The organism is Sphingomonas sp. MMS24-J13 (genome assembly GCF_044905095.1).
Classification (GTDB): domain Bacteria; phylum Pseudomonadota; class Alphaproteobacteria; order Sphingomonadales; family Sphingomonadaceae; genus Sphingomonas_I.
This window is the reverse complement of record NZ_CP173258.1, coordinates 1636072-1652669: the sequence shown is the minus strand read 5'-3', so window position 1 is coordinate 1652669 and position 16598 is coordinate 1636072. Positions and strand designations below refer to the sequence as shown.

Genomic DNA, 16598 nt, shown 5'->3' with positions numbered 1-16598 from the left:
CGCAACGGTCGTGCAGACCTTCTCCTACGACCGCAGCATCGCGCCGACGCTCGGCGTGCTGCTCGGGCTGGCCATCGTCGAGACGCTCGTGGTCCACGTGGTAGCGGTCGCTTTATGGGGGTGGTGGGTCGCATTGGCGCTCGGGCTGCTCGACCTTTCGCTGGTGGTGGCGCTGATCGGGCTGTTGCGCGCGATCCGGCGTCACCCGGTGACGATCGGCGATGACGGCCTGACGATGCGGCTCGGCCGGCGCCGCATCGGCCCGATTCCCTTCGATGCGGTGGCGGGCCTGCGGTCGAGCTGGGACGCGGCCGCGCTCAAGCGGAAGGGCGTCGCCAATCTCGCGCTCGCCACCTGGCCCAATGTCGTGATCGATCTGGCCTCGCCGGTGACCGTCCGTGGCCGGCCGGTCGGCACGATCGCGCACAAGCTCGACGACCCCGCAGCCTTCGTCGCAGCCTTGACCGCGCAGATGCGGAAGTAGATGCGCGGGCCATGACAGGCGAACCCGATTTCCCAGGCCAGGACATTCCCGACGACGAACTGGATCTCGATCCGGGGTTCGCCGAGCAATTCGAGCGGCAATTCCGGCCGGCCTGCCAGCTCTATCTGATCTCGCCGCCCGCGATCGATCTTGCCTTCGCCGATCGGCTAAAGCGTGCGGTCGAGGCGGGGCCGGTGGCGGCGTTCCAGCTCCGCCTCAAGGGCATCGACGAACATGCGATCGCGCATTTGGCCGAGCCGCTCCAGCGGGTCTGTGCCGACGCCGAGGTCACCTTCATCGTCAACGACAGTATGGGGCTCGCCAAAAGGCTCGGCGCCGACGGCGTCCATCTCGGCCAGGAGGATGGCGATCCGCGCGATGCGCGGGCCCTGCTCGGCCCCAAGGCGCAGATCGGCGTGACGTGTCACGACAGCCGCCACCTTGCGATGGAGGCGGGGGAGGCGGGGGCGGATTATGTCGCGTTCGGCAGCTTCTATCCGACGACGACCAAGGAAGTGCGCCACCATCCCGAGCCATCGATCCTCGGCTGGTGGACCACATTGTTCGAACTGCCCTGCGTTGCGATCGGCGGCATCACCCCCGCCAATGCGCGGCCTTTGGTGGAGGCCGGCGCCGATTTCCTTGCGGTCAGCGGCGCGGTGTGGAGCGGCGACGAGGTCGCGGCGGTCAAGGCGTTCGCACAGATCCTCGATTGGAAACGTTCCGCCTAGCGTCAGGGCTTCAGAAAATGTTCCGTCCGGCACGCACCTCGGCGCGGGTCGAGAACAAGGCCAGAGCCGCCGCCGATCCGGGTTTTGCGACGACGAGTACCTTGCAGCCGCTGGTGAGCTTTTCGTCCGCCGCCGGGCGGACCATCGCGTCGCGCTCGCCGCGGCCGATCCCGACGAGGAAGAAGGCGCCGCCCGCACGCCGTTCGGCATCCGCCACCGCCAGCCCGTCCATCGTACTGCCGGGCGCGACCGTCATCCGCTCCATCGTCAGGCCGATCAGCGCGAAATCGCGCGTCATCCGCGCCAGTTCGTCATCCTGCTCGATCGTGGCGCTTTCGGGATAGAGCACCATCCGCGCGATCCGCTCGGCGCCGATATGGGTCGGCAAGACGACATGGTTGGCGCCGGCATGGCGCAATTTCCGCTCGGTGGTGGGCGCCTCGCCGCGGGCGATGATCTCGAGATCCGGATTCAGATTGCGCGCCGACAGGGTTATGAAGACGTTGGCGGCATCGTCGGGCAGGACGGTGGCGAGCGTGCGGGCGCGCATGATGCCGGCCTCGATCAGCGCTGCCTCCTCGGTGGCATCGCCGGCGAGCACGAGATGCCCGGCGCTCTCCGCTTCCGCCAGCCGCGTCGGCGATCGTTCGAGCACCACCAGCGGGATGTGCGCATCCGCCAGTTCGCGTGCCAGCATCACGCCGATCCGCCCGAAGCCGCAGATGATGATGTGCCCCGACAATTTGTCGATGCGATCGTGCATGCCCTTGGCCCCCAGCAACTCGCGCAACTGCATCACGGTGAAGAATTGGACCAGCGCACTCGTGAGAAGGATCATGCCGGTGCAGCCGAACACCATCAAGCCCATGGTGACGCCGTGGAGGTACGGCGTGGTGATCGGATGCACCTCGCCATAGCCGACGGTGTAGATCGTCAGCATGACCATGTAGGAGGCGTCGGCGAAACTCCAGCCGGCCGCCATGTAGGCGCCGGTGGCGACGACGATCACGACAGCCATGAAGATCAGGATCGAGACGAGGTTGCGGACCGGCGAACCGAGGGCGCGTTCTGTCTTGGCGAGGGCGCTGGGCATTGTCAGTCACGCAGACTGACGCCGGCGGGGGCGGGTGTCTAGGCCGTCACCCGTCGCCCCTGCGTAGGCGGGGGTTTATTTCTTTAAGAATTCGCGATGGCGTCTCGTGCCGGGCGAGACATGGGCCCCTGCCTACGCAGGGGGGACGGCAAAGTAGGACTTTAGCGTGTTCCTTCCAGGGGCGACGAGATCAGCCCCACCTCCTCACGCGGCCGGTATCGACATGGACGAAGCCATCCTTCGGGTAATAGCCCACGCCGCCGCCCTGCATCGACAGCGCCGCCATATGGAGCTGGTCGAGCGCGACGCCCGGCATGCGGATGTCGGTCGCCTTGCCGAGCATGTGCTGGCTCTTGCTGGCGACGCCGGTATGCTCGCCGCCGCGTTCGCGCAGCGCCGAATTGGTCTGAGGCGAGCGATAACCCGAGATGAGGTCGATCTTCGCTTGCGGCGCGACGCCCAGCTTGTCGCGGATCTGGCTGAGCAGCAGCATCAGCTGCGGATCCATCGACGTGGTCGCGTTGTTGCGCCAGTCGCGCAGGCCGTGGTTGAGCTCGGCAAGGCCCTGCTCGTCCCAGCCGCTCGCGCCGAAGAAACGCGCGTCGAAGGTTTCGCTGGTGTGGATATTACGGAATGCGATGCGCCTTTCCGGCAATGCCGCCAGCGCAGCCTTGGGAAGAAGAACAGTCGCGGCACCGAGAGTTAGCGCACCGCCCAGCAGCCGTCGCCGGCCGATCTCGAAATCCAGCATTACATATCCCGCTCTAGGGAAAGAAACGCACGCTCCGTGCGTTCACTTTCTCAGCCCGCCTCCTAGATAAGGTATTGCACGCTTGAAGACATTATCGGTTGCGGCCGTCTGCCTCGCCTTCGCAACGGCTTATCCCGTCAGTGCCGCAACAAAGCCGGCCATCGACCCCAATATCATGAAACTTCAGGTGATGCTTGATCGGCTTGGTTTCACGCCTGGCGTGATCGACGGGCACAAGGGCAGATCGCTGACGATGGCGTTGAAGGGCTTCCAGACGGCGCGCGACGTGCCCGCCTCCGGAGAAACCGACGCGGCGACCGGCCAGTTGCTCGATGCCTACAAGACCCTGCCGGCAATCATCGATGTGACCCTGACGCCGGAGGATGTGGCCGGCCCGTTCGTCGGCCCCATCCCGAGGGATCCGGCCAAGGAAGCCAAACTTCCGGCGATGGGGTATGCCGATGCGATGGAGGCGCTGGCCGAGCGCTACCACACTACACCCGCGACCCTGACCGCGCTCAACGGCCCGACCTTATCGCTGGTGGCCGGCGCCACGATCAAGGTGCCGAACGTGCGCCCTGCCGCAAGCGCCTATCCCGAAAGCTTCAAGCCCGAATGGCGCGCAACGCTCGCCCAGCTCAGCGTTTCGTCGGATCAGCCCAAGGCGGCGAAGATCGTCGTCGATAAATCGGACGGCGTGCTGCGCGTCTATGACGAGGGCGACAAGCTCATCGCCCAATTCCCCGCGACGATGGGCAGCAAGCATGATCCGCTGCCGATCGGAAACTGGAAGATCCAGGGCACCTCCTATCTGCCGATCTATAACTACAACCCGAAACTGTTCTGGGATGCCAAGGCGGGCGAGACGAAGCAGACGCTCAAGCCCGGCCCCAACAGTCCGGTCGGCGTCGTCTGGATGGACCTCAACAAGGAGCATTACGGCATCCACGGCACGCCAACGCCCGAGACGATCGGGCGCACCGAGAGCCATGGCTGCATCCGGCTGACCAATTGGGATGCCGCGCGCCTGTCGATGATGGTCAAGCCGGGAACGCCCGCGGTGTTCCAGCCATGACCAGGCTGGGCTGGCGGCTGCTGATCCTGTTCGCGCTCGTCATCGGCGGCTTCGCGCTGCTGGTGCGGCGCGGCGACATCTCCAGCCCCTATCGGCCCGAGATGGCGCCAGCCTTGCCTTCGCCTGCCGTGCCCAAGGCCGTTCCAGCCGGTGGCCCGCTCGTGGTCCCGGTATCGGGCATCCAGCCGAGCCAGTTGACCGACACCTGGGGGCAGGCGCGCGCCGAGGGGGCCCGCGAGCATCACGCGATCGATATCGTGGCGCCACGCGGCACGCCGGTGATCGCGGCGGCGGCGGGCACGGTCGAGAAACTGTTCGAAAGCAAGGATGGCGGCCACACCATCTATATCCGCCGTGCCGATCCCGCCTGGATCGATTATTACGCCCACCTCGATGCCTATGTGCCGGATCTGCGCGAGGGATTGGCGATCAAGGCGGGACAGCAGATCGGCACGGTCGGTTCGACCGGCGATGCCAGCCCCGATGCGCCGCATCTGCATTACGAGATCAAGCAGATGGCGCCGGGTGACAAGTGGTGGCAGGGGACGGAGATCAACCCGTACCCGATCCTGCACCGCTAAGGTCGTCCTTGCTCGATCGACAGTCCGCCGCTAAGGGCCGCGCCTGCTCTTTTACATCGCGAGAACCTCATGAAGATCAGCGGCGTGGACATCCGTCCCGGCAATATCATCGAATATGAAGGCGGCATCTGGCGCGCCGTCAAGATTCAGCACACCCAGCCCGGCAAGGGCGGCGCCTACATGCAGGTCGAGATGAAGAACCTGCGCGACGGCCGCAAGAACAACGTCCGCTTCCGTTCGGCCGAGACGGTCGAGCGCGTGCGGCTCGACACCAAGGATTTCCAGTTCCTGTTCGCCGACGGCGACCAGCTGACTTTCATGGACAAGGAAACCTACGAGCAGATCACGCTGCCGCGCGACCTGCTGGGCGACGCCGCCGCCTTTCTGCAGGACGGTATGGATGTCGTCATGGAAATGTACGACGAAGAGGCGATCAACGTTCAGCTGCCCGATACGATCGAGGCGCTGATCGTCGAGGCTGACGCCGTGGTGAAGGGGCAGACCGCCTCGTCGTCCTACAAGCCGGCGATCCTCGACAATGGCGTACGCGTGATGGTGCCGCCGCATATCGGCAGCGGCACGCGCATCGTCGTCGATGTGTACAGCCAGGAATATGTCCGCCGCGCGGACTGAGTTTTTCAGGAGTCCTCTCTCCCGATGGGAGAGGGGGCCTGGAGTTTCGATGGTAGCGCATTCAGGCCTGATCACCGTGATGGACCGCGCCGCGCGCAAGGCCGGCCAGCGGTTGCGGCGCGATTTCGGCGAGGTTCAGCAGTTGCAGGTTTCCCGCAAGGGGCCTGCCGATTTCGTCAGCCTCGCCGACGAGCGTGCCGAGCAGACGCTCTACGAAGAGCTCAGGAAGGCCCGGCCCGATTGGGGCTTCGTGGGCGAGGAAGGCGGCACGCGCGAAGGCGATCCCGCCAAGCCGCGCTGGATCGTCGATCCGCTCGATGGGACCACCAATTTCCTGCACGGCATCCCGCATTTTTCGATCTCGATCGCCGTCCAGGAGCCGAAGATCGGCGCAGGCCATGGCGAGATCACGCAGGGCCTGGTCTATCAACCGCTGACCGACGAAAGCTTCTGGGCCGAGAAGGGCCGGGGGGCCTGGTTGCAGGATCGCCGCCTGCGCGTTTCGGCGCGCCGCGATCTCGCCGATGCCTTGATCGCGACCGGCATTCCTTTTCTGGGCCATGGCGATTTCCAGGAATGGACCGCGATCTTCGCGGCAATCGCGCCCGAGGTGGCCGGGATCCGGCGCTTCGGTTCGGCCGCGCTCGATCTCGCCTGGGTCGCCGCGGGGCGCTTCGACGGCTATTGGGAAAGCGATCTCAAGCCTTGGGACGTTTCGGCCGGCATATTGCTGGTCAAGGAAGCCGGCGGCTTCGTCACCGATTTCCGCGGCGGCGACCAGATGATGGAACGCAATCAGTATCTGGCGGCGAACGACGCGCTGCAATCGAAGCTGCACAAGCTGTTGGCGGGCGCCCTGCGCAGCCGCGCCTAGCGCCCGATCGCATCGGACCGGTCCGGTGCTTTCGCGGCAAACGGCAGATTCAGGCGGTCGTGCTGAACCTATTCGCCGAATTTATCGACGAGCTATTCAACCGACCTCCACCAGCCGTCGGGAGCGCTCGGATCGGCCGCCGATACGGGCGTTCAGCCAACGCCGGGCCGGTCTCTCGACGCCGTAATAGCTTATCGCTGCGCAGCCGAGCACGGGCACGAGGAGCGCCAATCTGACCAGCAGGCCTTTCTGCTCGCCGAGGGCCATGAAAGGCTGCTGCCAAAGATAGATCGAATAGGACATCAGTCCGATCTGCCTAACGACCCTGTTTTCGAGGACCGCTATCAACCACTCATGGGCAACCGGCAGGCAAGCCATGGAGATGCCGAACATCAACGGTGCCAATGTGTAGGTCACGACGGTCGGCACGTTATGATAGAAAAGTAGCACCCCGATCCCACCGGCTATGATGGCTGCGATGGGCGCGCCGCGCCCCAGCCAACTGATCAGGGTGTCGCGATGGAGGTAGATGAAAGCCGGCAGGAAAATACTGGATAGCTTTGAATCGGTCACCCAATAGGCTTGATAATAATCTTGGTGGAACGCGTAAGTTCGCAAGGATCCATCGATGATACTTGCCAACGCGATAATCAGAATGAAAACTGCCGGTCTCGCAATATGTTTTCTTCCCAGAAACGCCACAAATGCAAGAATGAAATAGGCATGCTCTTCGACGGCAAGCGACCAGGTGTGTTCCAGAATGTGTTGGGGCAGGACCACGACATCGCGCAGATAGCCGTAAGTAAAGGTCAGGACGCTTGCTGCCGTTGAAACGGCGACCGGCTGCGATTCGACCGGCCAAATCGTAAGGCGGGTTGCGATCATCAGGACGATGACGAACGCCAACAGGGCGGGGAATATACGCGAAAAGCGGCGCGAGATGAATTTCCCCAATGGAAATTGCTTTTCGAATAGGATTTCCGCCATCAGCCGCCCTGACAGGGCAAAAAAGAGCTCGACGCCCAGTCGTCCGAATAGGATGATCGGCAGGTTCAAAAAATGACCGATCAAAACACTTAAAATCGCGAGGCCGCGCCAGCCATCCAGATAGCCCAGGCGATTGTTCGTGCGGGCGCTTGTCATGCCAGATTGCCCCAATCAGCGTGTAACGATGCTACGACCATGTGATCGCTGCGCCATGAACGATGGGAAGGTGGCAGGGCCGCAATTCCTTCAAACCACATCGCACGCGAGTGTTGGCGAGTACCATGGCGGCCGGCGAAACTGGTGTCAACGATGCATTAACCAATTTCGGACTCGGAGGACGGACGCTATCCGAGTGGCTTAGCCGTTTTCCTCGGCGCTCCGCTGATCAATACAAGGTGTGCACGCTCCGCGAGGCGGATGTCGCATTCCCGTTGGGACGATCGGCCTGAATGGCTGGTGCGGTATGGCAGGCCAGCATTGTGGCCTTGCCGCATCGAGGTGCTCGAAGCAAAATATTGCGAATCATTCTCACCCTTCCACCGGCTTGCTTCGCATCTGCGGCACGCTTAGGACGCGCCTCAATTGGGGTGCTTCTCCAGCGCCCGACGAAGGAGTTTCGCGCGATGGAAGCCGTCGCAGCTGGCTATTTGCCAATCCTGCTGTTCCTGGCCGTGGCGGTGATCCTGTCCACGGCCTTCGTGGTGCTGCCGATCGTGGCTTCGAAGTTCACGGGATCGTCGAAGCCCACGCCCGAGAAGCTGAGCGAATATGAGTGCGGTTTCCCGGCGTTCGAGGACAGCCGCGCGCAGTTCGACGTGCGCTTCTATCTGGTCGCGATCCTGTTCATCGTCTTCGATCTGGAAGCGGCCTTCCTCTATCCGTGGGCGGTTGCGCTGGGCGGCATCGGCTTCGCCGGCTGGGCCGCGATGATGGTGTTCCTGGTCGAACTCGCCGTCGGCTTTGCCTACGCCTGGAAGAAGGGAGCACTGGAATGGGAGTAGAGCTCAACCCCGCGCTCAATCCGCACCATCCGGAAGGGCAGAATCCCGATCAGGGCTTCTTCGACGCGCTGTCGACCGAGGTGCAGGACAAAGGCTTCATCGTCACCAGCGCCGAGGAATTGTTCCAGTGGGCGCGCACAGGCTCGCTATGGTGGATGACCTTCGGTCTCGCCTGTTGCGCCGTCGAGATGATTTATGTGAACATGCCGCGCTATGACCTTGAAAGGTTTGGCGCAGCGCCGCGCGCGTCGCCCCGCCAGTCGGACGTGATGATCGTCGCCGGCACGCTCTGCAACAAGATGGCGCCGGCTCTGCGCAAGGTCTACGACCAGATGTCGGAGCCGAAATACGTCATCTCGATGGGCTCGTGCGCCAATGGCGGCGGCTATTATCACTACAGCTATTCGGTGGTGCGCGGTTGCGATCGCATCGTGCCGGTGGACATCTATGTCCCCGGTTGCCCGCCGACCGCCGAGGCCTTGCTCTACGGCATCATGCAGCTTCAGCGGAAAATCCGCCGCGTCGGGACGATCGAGCGCTAATGGCCGCACCGCACCCCAAATATGCCGCCAATGACGGCGTGATCGAGGCTGCACGGGCGGCACTCGGCGACAGGCTCGCGCATGCGGTCGAGAGCGTCGGCGAGATCCGGCTCGACGTGACGCGCGAGGCGCTGGTCGATGCGATGCGGATCCTGCGCGACGATCTCGGCTATCAGCAGCTGATGGAGATTGCCGGCGTCGACTATCCCGACCGCCCCGAGCGGTTCGAGGTGGTCTATATGCTGCTCAGCCTCACCAAGAATCACCGGCTGCGCGTCCATGTCTCGACCGACGAGACCGCGCCGGTGCCGTCGGTGACCTCGCTGTGGCCGGTCGCGGGCTGGCTCGAGCGCGAAGTCTACGACATGTATGGCGTGAAGTTCGTCGGCAATGCCGATCTGCGCCGTATCCTCACCGATTATGGCTTCACCGGCCACCCGCAGCGCAAGGATTTCCCGCTCTCCGGTTTCGTCGAGCTGCGTTACTCGGAAGAGGAAAAGCGCGTCGTCTATCAGCCGGTGCGGCTGGCGCAGGATTTCCGCAATTTCGATTTCATGAGCCCGTGGGAGGGTGCCGAATATATCCTTCCCGGCGACGAGAAGGCCAAGGTTCCGGAAGCGCCCGGCGCGCCGACGCCGCTGAAGGCCGACGAGGTGAAGAAGTGAGCGCCCGCACGATCACCGTCGGCACGGCCGACACGCTCGATCCCGAAGCCGGCATCGACAATTACACGATCAACTTCGGCCCGCAGCATCCGGCCGCGCACGGCGTGCTGCGGCTGGTGATGGAGCTGGACGGCGAGATCGTCGAGCGGGTCGATCCGCATATCGGCTTGCTGCACCGCGGCACGGAAAAGCTGATCGAGTACAAGACCTACCTTCAGGCTCTGCCCTACTTCGACCGGCTCGATTATTGCTCGCCGCTCAACATGGAGCACAGCTATGTGCTCGCGATCGAGAAATTGCTGGGCATCGAGGTGCCGATCCGCGCGCAATATCTGCGCGTGCTGTTCGCCGAACTGAGCCGCATCTGCAACCACATGCTGAACCTCGGTTCGCACGTGATGGACGTCGGCGCGATGACGCCGAACCTGTGGCTCTTCGAAGTGCGCGAGGATTGCTACGGCTTCTTCGAACGCGCCTCCGGTGCGCGCATGCACATGGCCTGGTTCCGGCCCGGCGGGGTGCACCAGGACGTGCCGCTCAAGCTGCTCGCCGACATCGGCGAATGGTGCGACACGCGCCTGCCGCGCCTGTTCGAGGATGCGATCAGCCTCGTCGCCGACAACCGCATCTTCAAGCAGCGGAACGTCGATATCGGCGTGGTCAGCCGGGACGATGCGATCGCATGGGGCTTTTCGGGGCCGATGATCCGGGCGGCGGGCATTCCGTGGGATATTCGCAAGTCGCAGCCTTACGACGCCTACGACCGCATGGATTTCGAGATCCCGGTCGGCACGCGCGGCGATTGCTACGATCGCTTCATGGTGCGCGTCGAGGAGGTTCGCCAGTCGGCACGCATCATCAAGCAGTGCCTGGCCGAAATGCCCGAAGGCCCGATCGCGTCGCTCGACCGCAAGGTGGTTCCGCCCAAGCGTGGCGAGATGAAGCAATCGATGGAAGCGCTGATCCATCACTTCAAGCTCTACACCGAGGGCTTCCACGTGCCCGCCGGCGAAGTCTATGTCGCGACCGAAAGCCCCAAGGGCGAGTTCGGCGTGTTCCTCGTGTCGGATGGCACCAACAAGCCCTATCGCTGCAAGATCCGGCCGACCGCGTTCAGCCACCTCCAGGCGATGGACTTCATGATGAAGGGCCACATGCTCGCGGATACGACGGCGATCCTGTCGGCGATCGACGTGGTGTTCGGGGAGTGTGACCGGTGAGCGCCGATCGCGAGGCCCTGCTCGACACGTTGATGGAGCGCTACAACGCGCAGGACGTCGACGGCTATGCGGCCCTGTTCGTCGAGGATGGCTGCGAGGCCGGTTATCGTGGTCCGGTGGTGCGGCAGGGGCGCGACGGTATCCGTGAAGGCTATCGCAGCGTGTTCGCTGAATTTCCGCAGAATCGCGCGGAAGTGATTGAGAAATTTGTGTTCGGCAATCAGATCGTGCTGCGCGAAAAGGTCAGCCGCTCGCCCGAAACAGAGCCGTTCGAGGTGATGGCGATCTATTCGTTCAAGGATGATCTGGTCGAACGCGTGGAGTTCGTACGCTGATGTCTGATGCAGCCCACATTCCCGACGAGGCCGAGACCCGCGCGCGTTGGGGCAATTTCGCCTGGACGGCCGAGAACGTCGAACAGGTCAAGAAGATCATGGCACGCTACCCCAAGGGGCGCGAAGCCTCGGCGATCATGCCTTTGCTCGATCTCGCCCAGCGCCAGGTCGGTGCCGAGACGAACACGCAGGGCTGGTTGCCGGTCCCGGTGATCGAATATTGCGCCGCGCAGGTGGGCATGCCCTATATCCGCGCGCTCGAGGTCGTCAGCTTCTACACGATGTACAATATGGCGCCGGTCGGCCGCTATCATGTGCAGGTGTGCGGCACGACGCCGTGCATGCTGCGCGGTTCGGACGACGTGCTCGACGCCTGCTACAAGAAGGGCCTCAAGAAGGGCGCGACCACGCCCGACGGCCTGTTCACCCTGACCGAGGTCGAATGCCTTGGCGCCTGCGTCAATGCACCGATGGTGCAGATCAACGACGACAATTACGAGGATCTGACGTTCGAGAGCACGACCGCGATCCTCGAGGCGCTGGCGCGCGGCGAGACGCCGAAGCCGGGCCCGCAGGTCGATCGCTTCCTGTCGGCGCCGATCGGCGGCCCGACCGTGCTCAAGGAGTTCACCTCCTGATGCCCGCGATCATCGCACTCATTTTGGGGATCGTGCTGTTCGTGATCCTGCTCAAGATCGTGATCGCGGTTGCCGCGCTCGCGATCGGGATCGTGCTCGCCGTATTCATCTATTTCGCCGCCGAGCGGCTGATCGGGCAGGGGCGCTAGGATGCTCGACGACAAGGATCGTATCTTCACCAACATCTACGGTTTCCAGGACTGGACCGTGGAAGGCGCGCTCAAGCGTGGCGACTGGGACAACACCAAGGACCTGATGGTCCGCGGGCAGGACCAGATCATCGAGGATATCAAGGCGTCGGGGCTGCGCGGCCGCGGCGGCGCGGGTTTCCCGACCGGCATGAAGTGGAGCTTCATGCCCAAGGAGCCCAAGCCCGGCAAACCGAGCTTCCTGCTCATCAACGCCGACGAATCCGAACCCGGCTCGTGCAAGGACCGCGAGATCCTGCGCCACGATCCGCACAAGTTGCTGGAAGGCGCGTTGATCGCGGGCTTCGCGATGCGCGCGAGGGCGGCCTACATCTACATTCGCGGCGAGTTCATCCGCGAGGCCGAGAACCTCTTCGCGGCGGTCGAGCAGGCTTATGCCAAGGGTTTCCTCGGCAAGAATGCGGCCGGCTCGGGTTATGATTTCGACGTCTTCGTCCACCGCGGCGCGGGCGCCTACATCTGCGGCGAGGAAACCGCGCAGATCGAAAGCCTCGAGGGCAAGAAGGGGCAACCCCGCCTGAAGCCGCCTTTCCCGGCCGGTGTCGGCCTGTTCGGCTGCCCGACCACGGTCAACAATGTCGAATCGATTGCGGTCGTGCCGACGATCCTGCGGCGCGGGCCGGCCTGGTTCGCCGGCATCGGCCGCGACAAGAATCAGGGCACCAAGCTTTTCCAGATCAGCGGTCACGTGAACACGCCGACGGTGGTCGAGGAAGCAATGGGTATTCCCTTCCGCGAGCTGATCGAGAAGCATGCCGGCGGCATCCGCGGCGGCTGGGACAATCTGCTTGCGGTGATCCCGGGCGGTTCGTCGGTCCCTCTCGTACCGGCGGCGCAGATCATGGATGCGCCGATGGATTTCGACGGCCTGCGCGAACTCGGTTCGGGCCTCGGCACCGCGGCCGTGATCGTCATGGACAAGTCGACCGACATCGTCCGCGCGATCAGCCGCATCAGCTATTTCTACAAGCATGAGAGCTGCGGCCAGTGCACGCCGTGCCGCGAGGGCACCGGCTGGATGTGGCGGGTGATGGAGCGTCTGCGCACCGGCGAGGCCGAGATGCGCGAGATCGACATGCTGCAGGAAGTCACCAAGCAGGTCGAGGGCCACACCATCTGCGCGCTCGGCGACGCCGCTGCCTGGCCGATCCAGGGCCTGATCCGCCATTTCCGCCCCGAGATCGAACGGCGGATCAACGAACGTCGCGGCGAGCCTCTCGCCGTCGCGGCGGAGTAATCGATATGCCAAAGCTGACAGTCGACGGAATCGAAGTCGAGGTGCCCGCGGGCGCCACCGTGCTCCAGGCCTGCGAGGCCGCGGGCAAGGAAGTGCCGCGCTTCTGCTATCACGAGCGTCTGAGCATCGCCGGCAATTGCCGGATGTGCCTGGTCGAGGTGAAGCCGGGGCCGCCGAAGCCGCAGGCTTCGTGCGCGTTGCCGGCCGCCGACAAGCAGGAGGTCTTCACCTCGACGCCGATGGTGAAGAAGGCCCGCGAGGGCGTGATGGAATTCCTGCTGATCAACCATCCGCTCGATTGCCCGATCTGCGATCAGGGCGGCGAGTGCGATCTGCAGGATCAGTCGATCGCCTACGGCCGCGGATTTACGCGCTATCACGAGAACAAGCGCGCCGTGACCGAGAAATATATGGGTCCGCTCGTCAAGACGGTGATGACCCGCTGCATCCAGTGCACGCGCTGCGTGCGCTTCGCCGAGGAGGTTGCCGGCGTCGAGGAGATCGGCGCGCTCTACCGCGGCGAGAATATGCAGATCACCTCCTATCTGGAGAAGGCGATCACGTCCGAGCTGTCGGGCAATGTCGTCGATCTGTGCCCGGTCGGCGCGCTCACCTCGAAGCCTTATGCGTTCGAGGCACGGCCGTGGGAGCTCAAGAAGACCTTCGCCATCGACGTGATGGACGCGGTCGGCACCAACGTCCGGCTCGACAGCCGCGGCCGCCAGGTGCTGCGCGCGCTCCCGCGCGTCAACGATGCGGTCAACGAGGAATGGGCGTCGGACAAGACGCGTCATGCAGTCGACGGCCTCGTGCGTCGTCGCCTCGACCGGCCTTATGTCCGCAAGGACGGCAAGCTCCAGCCGGCGAGCTGGGCCGAGGCGTTTGCCGCGATCAAGGCGGTCGATGCCGGATCGAGCGTCGCCGCGATCGCGGGCGATCTGGTCGATTGCGAGACGATGTATGCCGCCAAGGCTTTGCTGCGGTCGCTCGGTTCGGACCTGCTCGAAGGACGCCAGACCGGTCTCGCCTACGACACGTCGAGCCTGTCGGCGGTCAATTTCAATTCGACCATCGCCGGCATCGAGACCGCCGACGCGATCCTGATCGTGGGCAGCAACGTCCGCTGGGAAGCGCCCTTGGTCAACACGCGCATCCGCAAGGCGGTCAAGCGCGGCGCCAAGGTGTTCGCGATCGGGCCCGAAATCGATCTGACCTACAAGGTCGAATGGCTCGGCAACGACATGGGCCTGCTCGGTGGGCTGCCGGCGGCGGTGACCGATGTGTTCGCCAAGGCGGCGCGTCCGGCGGTGATCGTCGGCGGTGCGGGCCTGAAGGCAGGGCAGGGCGCCAGCCTCGCACTGGTCGAGAGCCTCGGCCTGATCAAGGATGGCTGGAACGGCTATAACGCGCTCCATTTCTCGGCGTCGCGCATGGGCGGGCTGATGCTCGGCTATGCGCAGGCGGGCGGAATTGCGGCCGTGGCGGAGAAGAGCCCAAAGCTCGTCTTCCTGCTCGGCGCGGACGAGGTGAGCGAGGAGCGCTTCCCGAACAGCTTCAAGGTCTATGTCGGCCATCATGGCGACAACGGGGCGCATGTCGCCGACGTCATTCTGCCGGCGGCGAGCTATGCCGAGAAATCGGGCACCTATGTCAATCTCGAGGGCCGGGTGCAGCGCGGCGACCGTGCCGTCTTCCCGCCGGGCGATGCGCGTGAGGATTGGTCGATCTTCCGCGCGCTGAGCGATGTGCTCGGCCATAAATTGCCGTTCGACACGCTCGATCAATTGCGCGCGCAGATGGAGGCCGAAGTCCCGGCTTTGGGTGCGCTCGGCGAGATCGCCGATTATGGCTGGTCGATGCCGTCGCTCGATGCGGCGGCCTCGGGCGCGATCGCTTACCCGATCAAGGACTTCTACCTCACCAATCCGATCGCCCGCGCGAGCGATACGATGCAGCGTTGTTCGGCCGAACTGCTCCACGGTGAAACCTATGCGGAGGCAGCCGAATGATCTCCTGGTTCTCCGGCTGGATGCCGTACGGCCTCGCATGGTTCATCGCGACGCTGATCGACATCCTCGTCATCGCGCTGCCGCTGATGCTGGCGGTCGCGATGATCATCTATGCCGATCGCAAGATCTGGGCGGCGATGGCGCTACGGCGCGGCCCCAACGTGGTCGGTCCGTTCGGGCTGCTCCAGAGCTTCGCCGACGGCCTCAAGGTCTTCCTGCAGGAAACGATCATCCCGTCGGCGGCCAATCGCGGCCTGTTCCTGATCGCGCCGATCATCACCTTCACGGTCGCGCTGGCGGCGTGGGCGGTGATCCCGTTCGGGCCGAGGGCGGTGCTGGCCAACATCAATGTCGGCCTGCTCTACCTGCTCGCGATCAGCTCGATGGGCGTCTACGGCATCATCCTGTCGGGCTGGGCATCCAACTCGAAATATCCCTTCTATTCCGCGATCCGCGCCGCCGCGCAGATGGTGAGCTATGAGGTGTCGATCGGCTTCGTCCTGATCCCGGTCGTGTTGTGGACCGGCAGCTTCAACCTCAACGCGATCGTGATGGGGCAGCGCGGCCATATCTTCCACTTCGTCAATGCCTACGGGTTCAATCCCTTGCTTTTCCCGATGGCGGTGGTCTTCCTGATCTCGTCGATGGCGGAGACGCAGCGCGCACCCTTCGATCTGACCGAGGCCGAGAGCGAGATCGTCGCCGGTTACCAGACCGAATATTCGTCGATGAGCTTCGCGCTCTTCTGGCTCGGCGAATACGGCAACGTCCTGCTGATGAGCGCGCTCAACGCGACGCTCTTCTGGGGCGGATGGCTGCCGCCGTTCGATATTCCGATCCTTTATGCCGTTCCCGGGATCATCTGGATTTTCGCCAAGATCCTGGCCTTCTTCTTCGTCTTCTCCTGGGTGAAGGCGACGGTGCCGCGCTACCGCTACGACCAGTTGATGCGGCTGGGCTGGAAGATCTTCCTTCCGCTCTCGCTCTTCTGGGTGTTCCTGGTCTCCGGCTATCTGATGGTCACCCGTTACGGAATGCACCCATGAGCATCGCCTATTACATCAAGTCGTTCACGCTCTGGGAGTTTGTGAAGGCGCACGCGAAGACGCTGCGTTACTTCTTCAAAGCCAAGGCGACGATCAACTATCCGTTCGAGAAGAACCCGCTCTCGCCCCGCTTCCGCGGCGAGCATGCGCTGCGCCGTTATCCCAACGGCGAAGAGCGCTGCATCGCGTGCAAGCTGTGCGAAGCGGTGTGCCCGGCGCAGGCGATCACGATCGAGGCCGAGCCGCGCGACGACGGTTCGCGCCGCACGACCCGCTACGATATCGACATGACCAAGTGCATCTTCTGCGGCTTCTGCCAGGAAGCGTGCCCGGTCGATGCGATCGTCGAGGGCCCCAACTTCGAATATGCGACCGAAACGCGCGAGGAGTTGCTCTACGACAAGTCCAAGCTGCTTTCGAACGGCGATCGCTGGGAGGGTATCCTCGCCCAGAATCTTGCCGCCGATGCACCGTACCGGTAGGGGCC

The 16598-nt window shown here is 63.9% G+C and carries 20 protein-coding genes; 17 read left to right on the top strand and 3 right to left on the bottom strand.

The genetic code is table 11. The features are described from left to right. Nucleotides 1-10 precede the first annotated feature (10 nt). Nucleotides 11-484, top strand: a complete 474-nt coding sequence (locus AB4Z44_RS07795; RefSeq protein ID WP_404713484.1) for a hypothetical protein — start codon at nucleotides 11-13, stop codon at nucleotides 482-484. An 11-nt stretch (nucleotides 485-495) separates the two neighbouring features. Then, a complete protein-coding gene (thiE, locus tag AB4Z44_RS07790) occupies nucleotides 496-1215 on the top strand; it encodes a thiamine phosphate synthase (protein ID WP_404713483.1) in 720 nt (239 codons plus the stop codon). Nucleotides 1216-1225: 10 nt separating this feature from the next. Here thiE and AB4Z44_RS07785 read toward each other — a convergent pair whose 3' ends face one another. Next, nucleotides 1226-2308 carry a potassium channel family protein gene (locus tag AB4Z44_RS07785; RefSeq protein ID WP_404713482.1) on the bottom strand — a complete coding sequence of 361 codons (1083 nt, stop codon included), beginning with the start codon at nucleotides 2306-2308 and terminating at the stop codon, nucleotides 1226-1228. A 190-nt stretch (nucleotides 2309-2498) separates the two neighbouring features. Continuing rightward, entirely contained in the window at nucleotides 2499-3059 is a 561-nt protein-coding gene (locus AB4Z44_RS07780) for a YcbK family protein (RefSeq protein ID WP_404713481.1), read from the bottom strand. A gap of 82 nt (nucleotides 3060-3141) precedes the next feature. Here AB4Z44_RS07780 and AB4Z44_RS07775 point away from each other — a divergent pair, with 82 nt between their 5' ends. The 4 genes from AB4Z44_RS07775 (at nucleotide 3142) to AB4Z44_RS07760 (ending at nucleotide 6222) form a co-directional block, all read left to right on the top strand. Further along, a complete protein-coding gene (locus AB4Z44_RS07775; protein ID WP_404713480.1) occupies nucleotides 3142-4134 on the top strand; it encodes a L,D-transpeptidase in 993 nt (330 codons plus the stop codon). Beyond that, a complete protein-coding gene (locus AB4Z44_RS07770) occupies nucleotides 4131-4715 on the top strand; it encodes a M23 family metallopeptidase (RefSeq protein ID WP_404713479.1) in 585 nt (194 codons plus the stop codon). The genes AB4Z44_RS07775 and AB4Z44_RS07770 overlap by 4 nt, the downstream gene beginning before the upstream one ends. 69 nt (nucleotides 4716-4784) lie before the next feature. Next, nucleotides 4785-5348, top strand: a complete 564-nt coding sequence (gene efp, locus AB4Z44_RS07765) for an elongation factor P (RefSeq protein ID WP_404713478.1) — start codon at nucleotides 4785-4787, stop codon at nucleotides 5346-5348. Nucleotides 5349-5397: 49 nt separating this feature from the next. Next, complete coding sequence (locus AB4Z44_RS07760; protein WP_404713477.1) at nucleotides 5398-6222, top strand: inositol monophosphatase family protein; 825 nt, start codon at nucleotides 5398-5400, stop codon at nucleotides 6220-6222. Between the two features lie 96 nt (nucleotides 6223-6318). On the opposite strand, the gene AB4Z44_RS07755 is transcribed toward AB4Z44_RS07760, so the two are convergent. Next, on the bottom strand, nucleotides 6319-7365 hold the full coding sequence (locus AB4Z44_RS07755; protein WP_404713476.1) for an acyltransferase family protein: 1047 nt from the start codon (nucleotides 7363-7365) through the stop codon (nucleotides 6319-6321). A gap of 467 nt (nucleotides 7366-7832) precedes the next feature. On the opposite strand from AB4Z44_RS07755, the gene ndhC reads away from it, so the two are divergent. From ndhC to nuoI, 11 genes are read left to right on the top strand one after another with little or no spacing between them, the layout of a single operon-like run. After that, nucleotides 7833-8210: an NADH-quinone oxidoreductase subunit A gene (gene ndhC, locus AB4Z44_RS07750; protein WP_404713475.1), complete on the top strand. Its 378-nt coding sequence runs from the start codon at nucleotides 7833-7835 to the stop codon at nucleotides 8208-8210. After that, the gene (locus AB4Z44_RS07745; RefSeq protein ID WP_404713474.1) at nucleotides 8201-8752 is read left to right on the top strand and encodes a NuoB/complex I 20 kDa subunit family protein; all 552 of its coding nucleotides are present in this window, start codon (nucleotides 8201-8203) and stop codon (nucleotides 8750-8752) included. The genes ndhC and AB4Z44_RS07745 overlap by 10 nt, the downstream gene beginning before the upstream one ends. Beyond that, a complete protein-coding gene (locus AB4Z44_RS07740) occupies nucleotides 8752-9417 on the top strand; it encodes an NADH-quinone oxidoreductase subunit C (protein ID WP_404713473.1) in 666 nt (221 codons plus the stop codon). Before AB4Z44_RS07745 ends, AB4Z44_RS07740 begins: the two co-directional genes overlap by 1 nt. Continuing rightward, nucleotides 9414-10637, top strand: a complete 1224-nt coding sequence (locus AB4Z44_RS07735) for an NADH-quinone oxidoreductase subunit D (protein ID WP_404713472.1) — start codon at nucleotides 9414-9416, stop codon at nucleotides 10635-10637. Before AB4Z44_RS07740 ends, AB4Z44_RS07735 begins: the two co-directional genes overlap by 4 nt. Next, complete coding sequence (locus AB4Z44_RS07730) at nucleotides 10634-10972, top strand: SgcJ/EcaC family oxidoreductase (protein WP_404713471.1); 339 nt, start codon at nucleotides 10634-10636, stop codon at nucleotides 10970-10972. The genes AB4Z44_RS07735 and AB4Z44_RS07730 overlap by 4 nt, the downstream gene beginning before the upstream one ends. Next, nucleotides 10972-11610, top strand: a complete 639-nt coding sequence (locus AB4Z44_RS07725) for a complex I 24 kDa subunit family protein (protein ID WP_404713470.1) — start codon at nucleotides 10972-10974, stop codon at nucleotides 11608-11610. Before AB4Z44_RS07730 ends, AB4Z44_RS07725 begins: the two co-directional genes overlap by 1 nt. Then, nucleotides 11610-11759: a hypothetical protein gene (locus tag AB4Z44_RS07720; RefSeq protein ID WP_404713469.1), complete on the top strand. Its 150-nt coding sequence runs from the start codon at nucleotides 11610-11612 to the stop codon at nucleotides 11757-11759. The genes AB4Z44_RS07725 and AB4Z44_RS07720 overlap by 1 nt, the downstream gene beginning before the upstream one ends. Before the next feature lies 1 nt (nucleotide 11760). Further along, nucleotides 11761-13056: an NADH-quinone oxidoreductase subunit NuoF gene (gene nuoF / locus AB4Z44_RS07715; protein WP_404713468.1), complete on the top strand. Its 1296-nt coding sequence runs from the start codon at nucleotides 11761-11763 to the stop codon at nucleotides 13054-13056. 5 nt (nucleotides 13057-13061) lie between these two features. Next, nucleotides 13062-15065, top strand: a complete 2004-nt coding sequence (gene nuoG, locus AB4Z44_RS07710; RefSeq protein ID WP_404713467.1) for an NADH-quinone oxidoreductase subunit NuoG — start codon at nucleotides 13062-13064, stop codon at nucleotides 15063-15065. Next, the gene (nuoH, locus tag AB4Z44_RS07705) at nucleotides 15062-16111 is read left to right on the top strand and encodes an NADH-quinone oxidoreductase subunit NuoH (protein ID WP_404713466.1); all 1050 of its coding nucleotides are present in this window, start codon (nucleotides 15062-15064) and stop codon (nucleotides 16109-16111) included. The genes nuoG and nuoH overlap by 4 nt, the downstream gene beginning before the upstream one ends. Continuing rightward, on the top strand, nucleotides 16108-16593 hold the full coding sequence (nuoI, locus tag AB4Z44_RS07700; RefSeq protein WP_404713465.1) for an NADH-quinone oxidoreductase subunit NuoI: 486 nt from the start codon (nucleotides 16108-16110) through the stop codon (nucleotides 16591-16593). Before nuoH ends, nuoI begins: the two co-directional genes overlap by 4 nt. The last annotated feature ends 5 nt before the right edge of the window (nucleotides 16594-16598 follow it).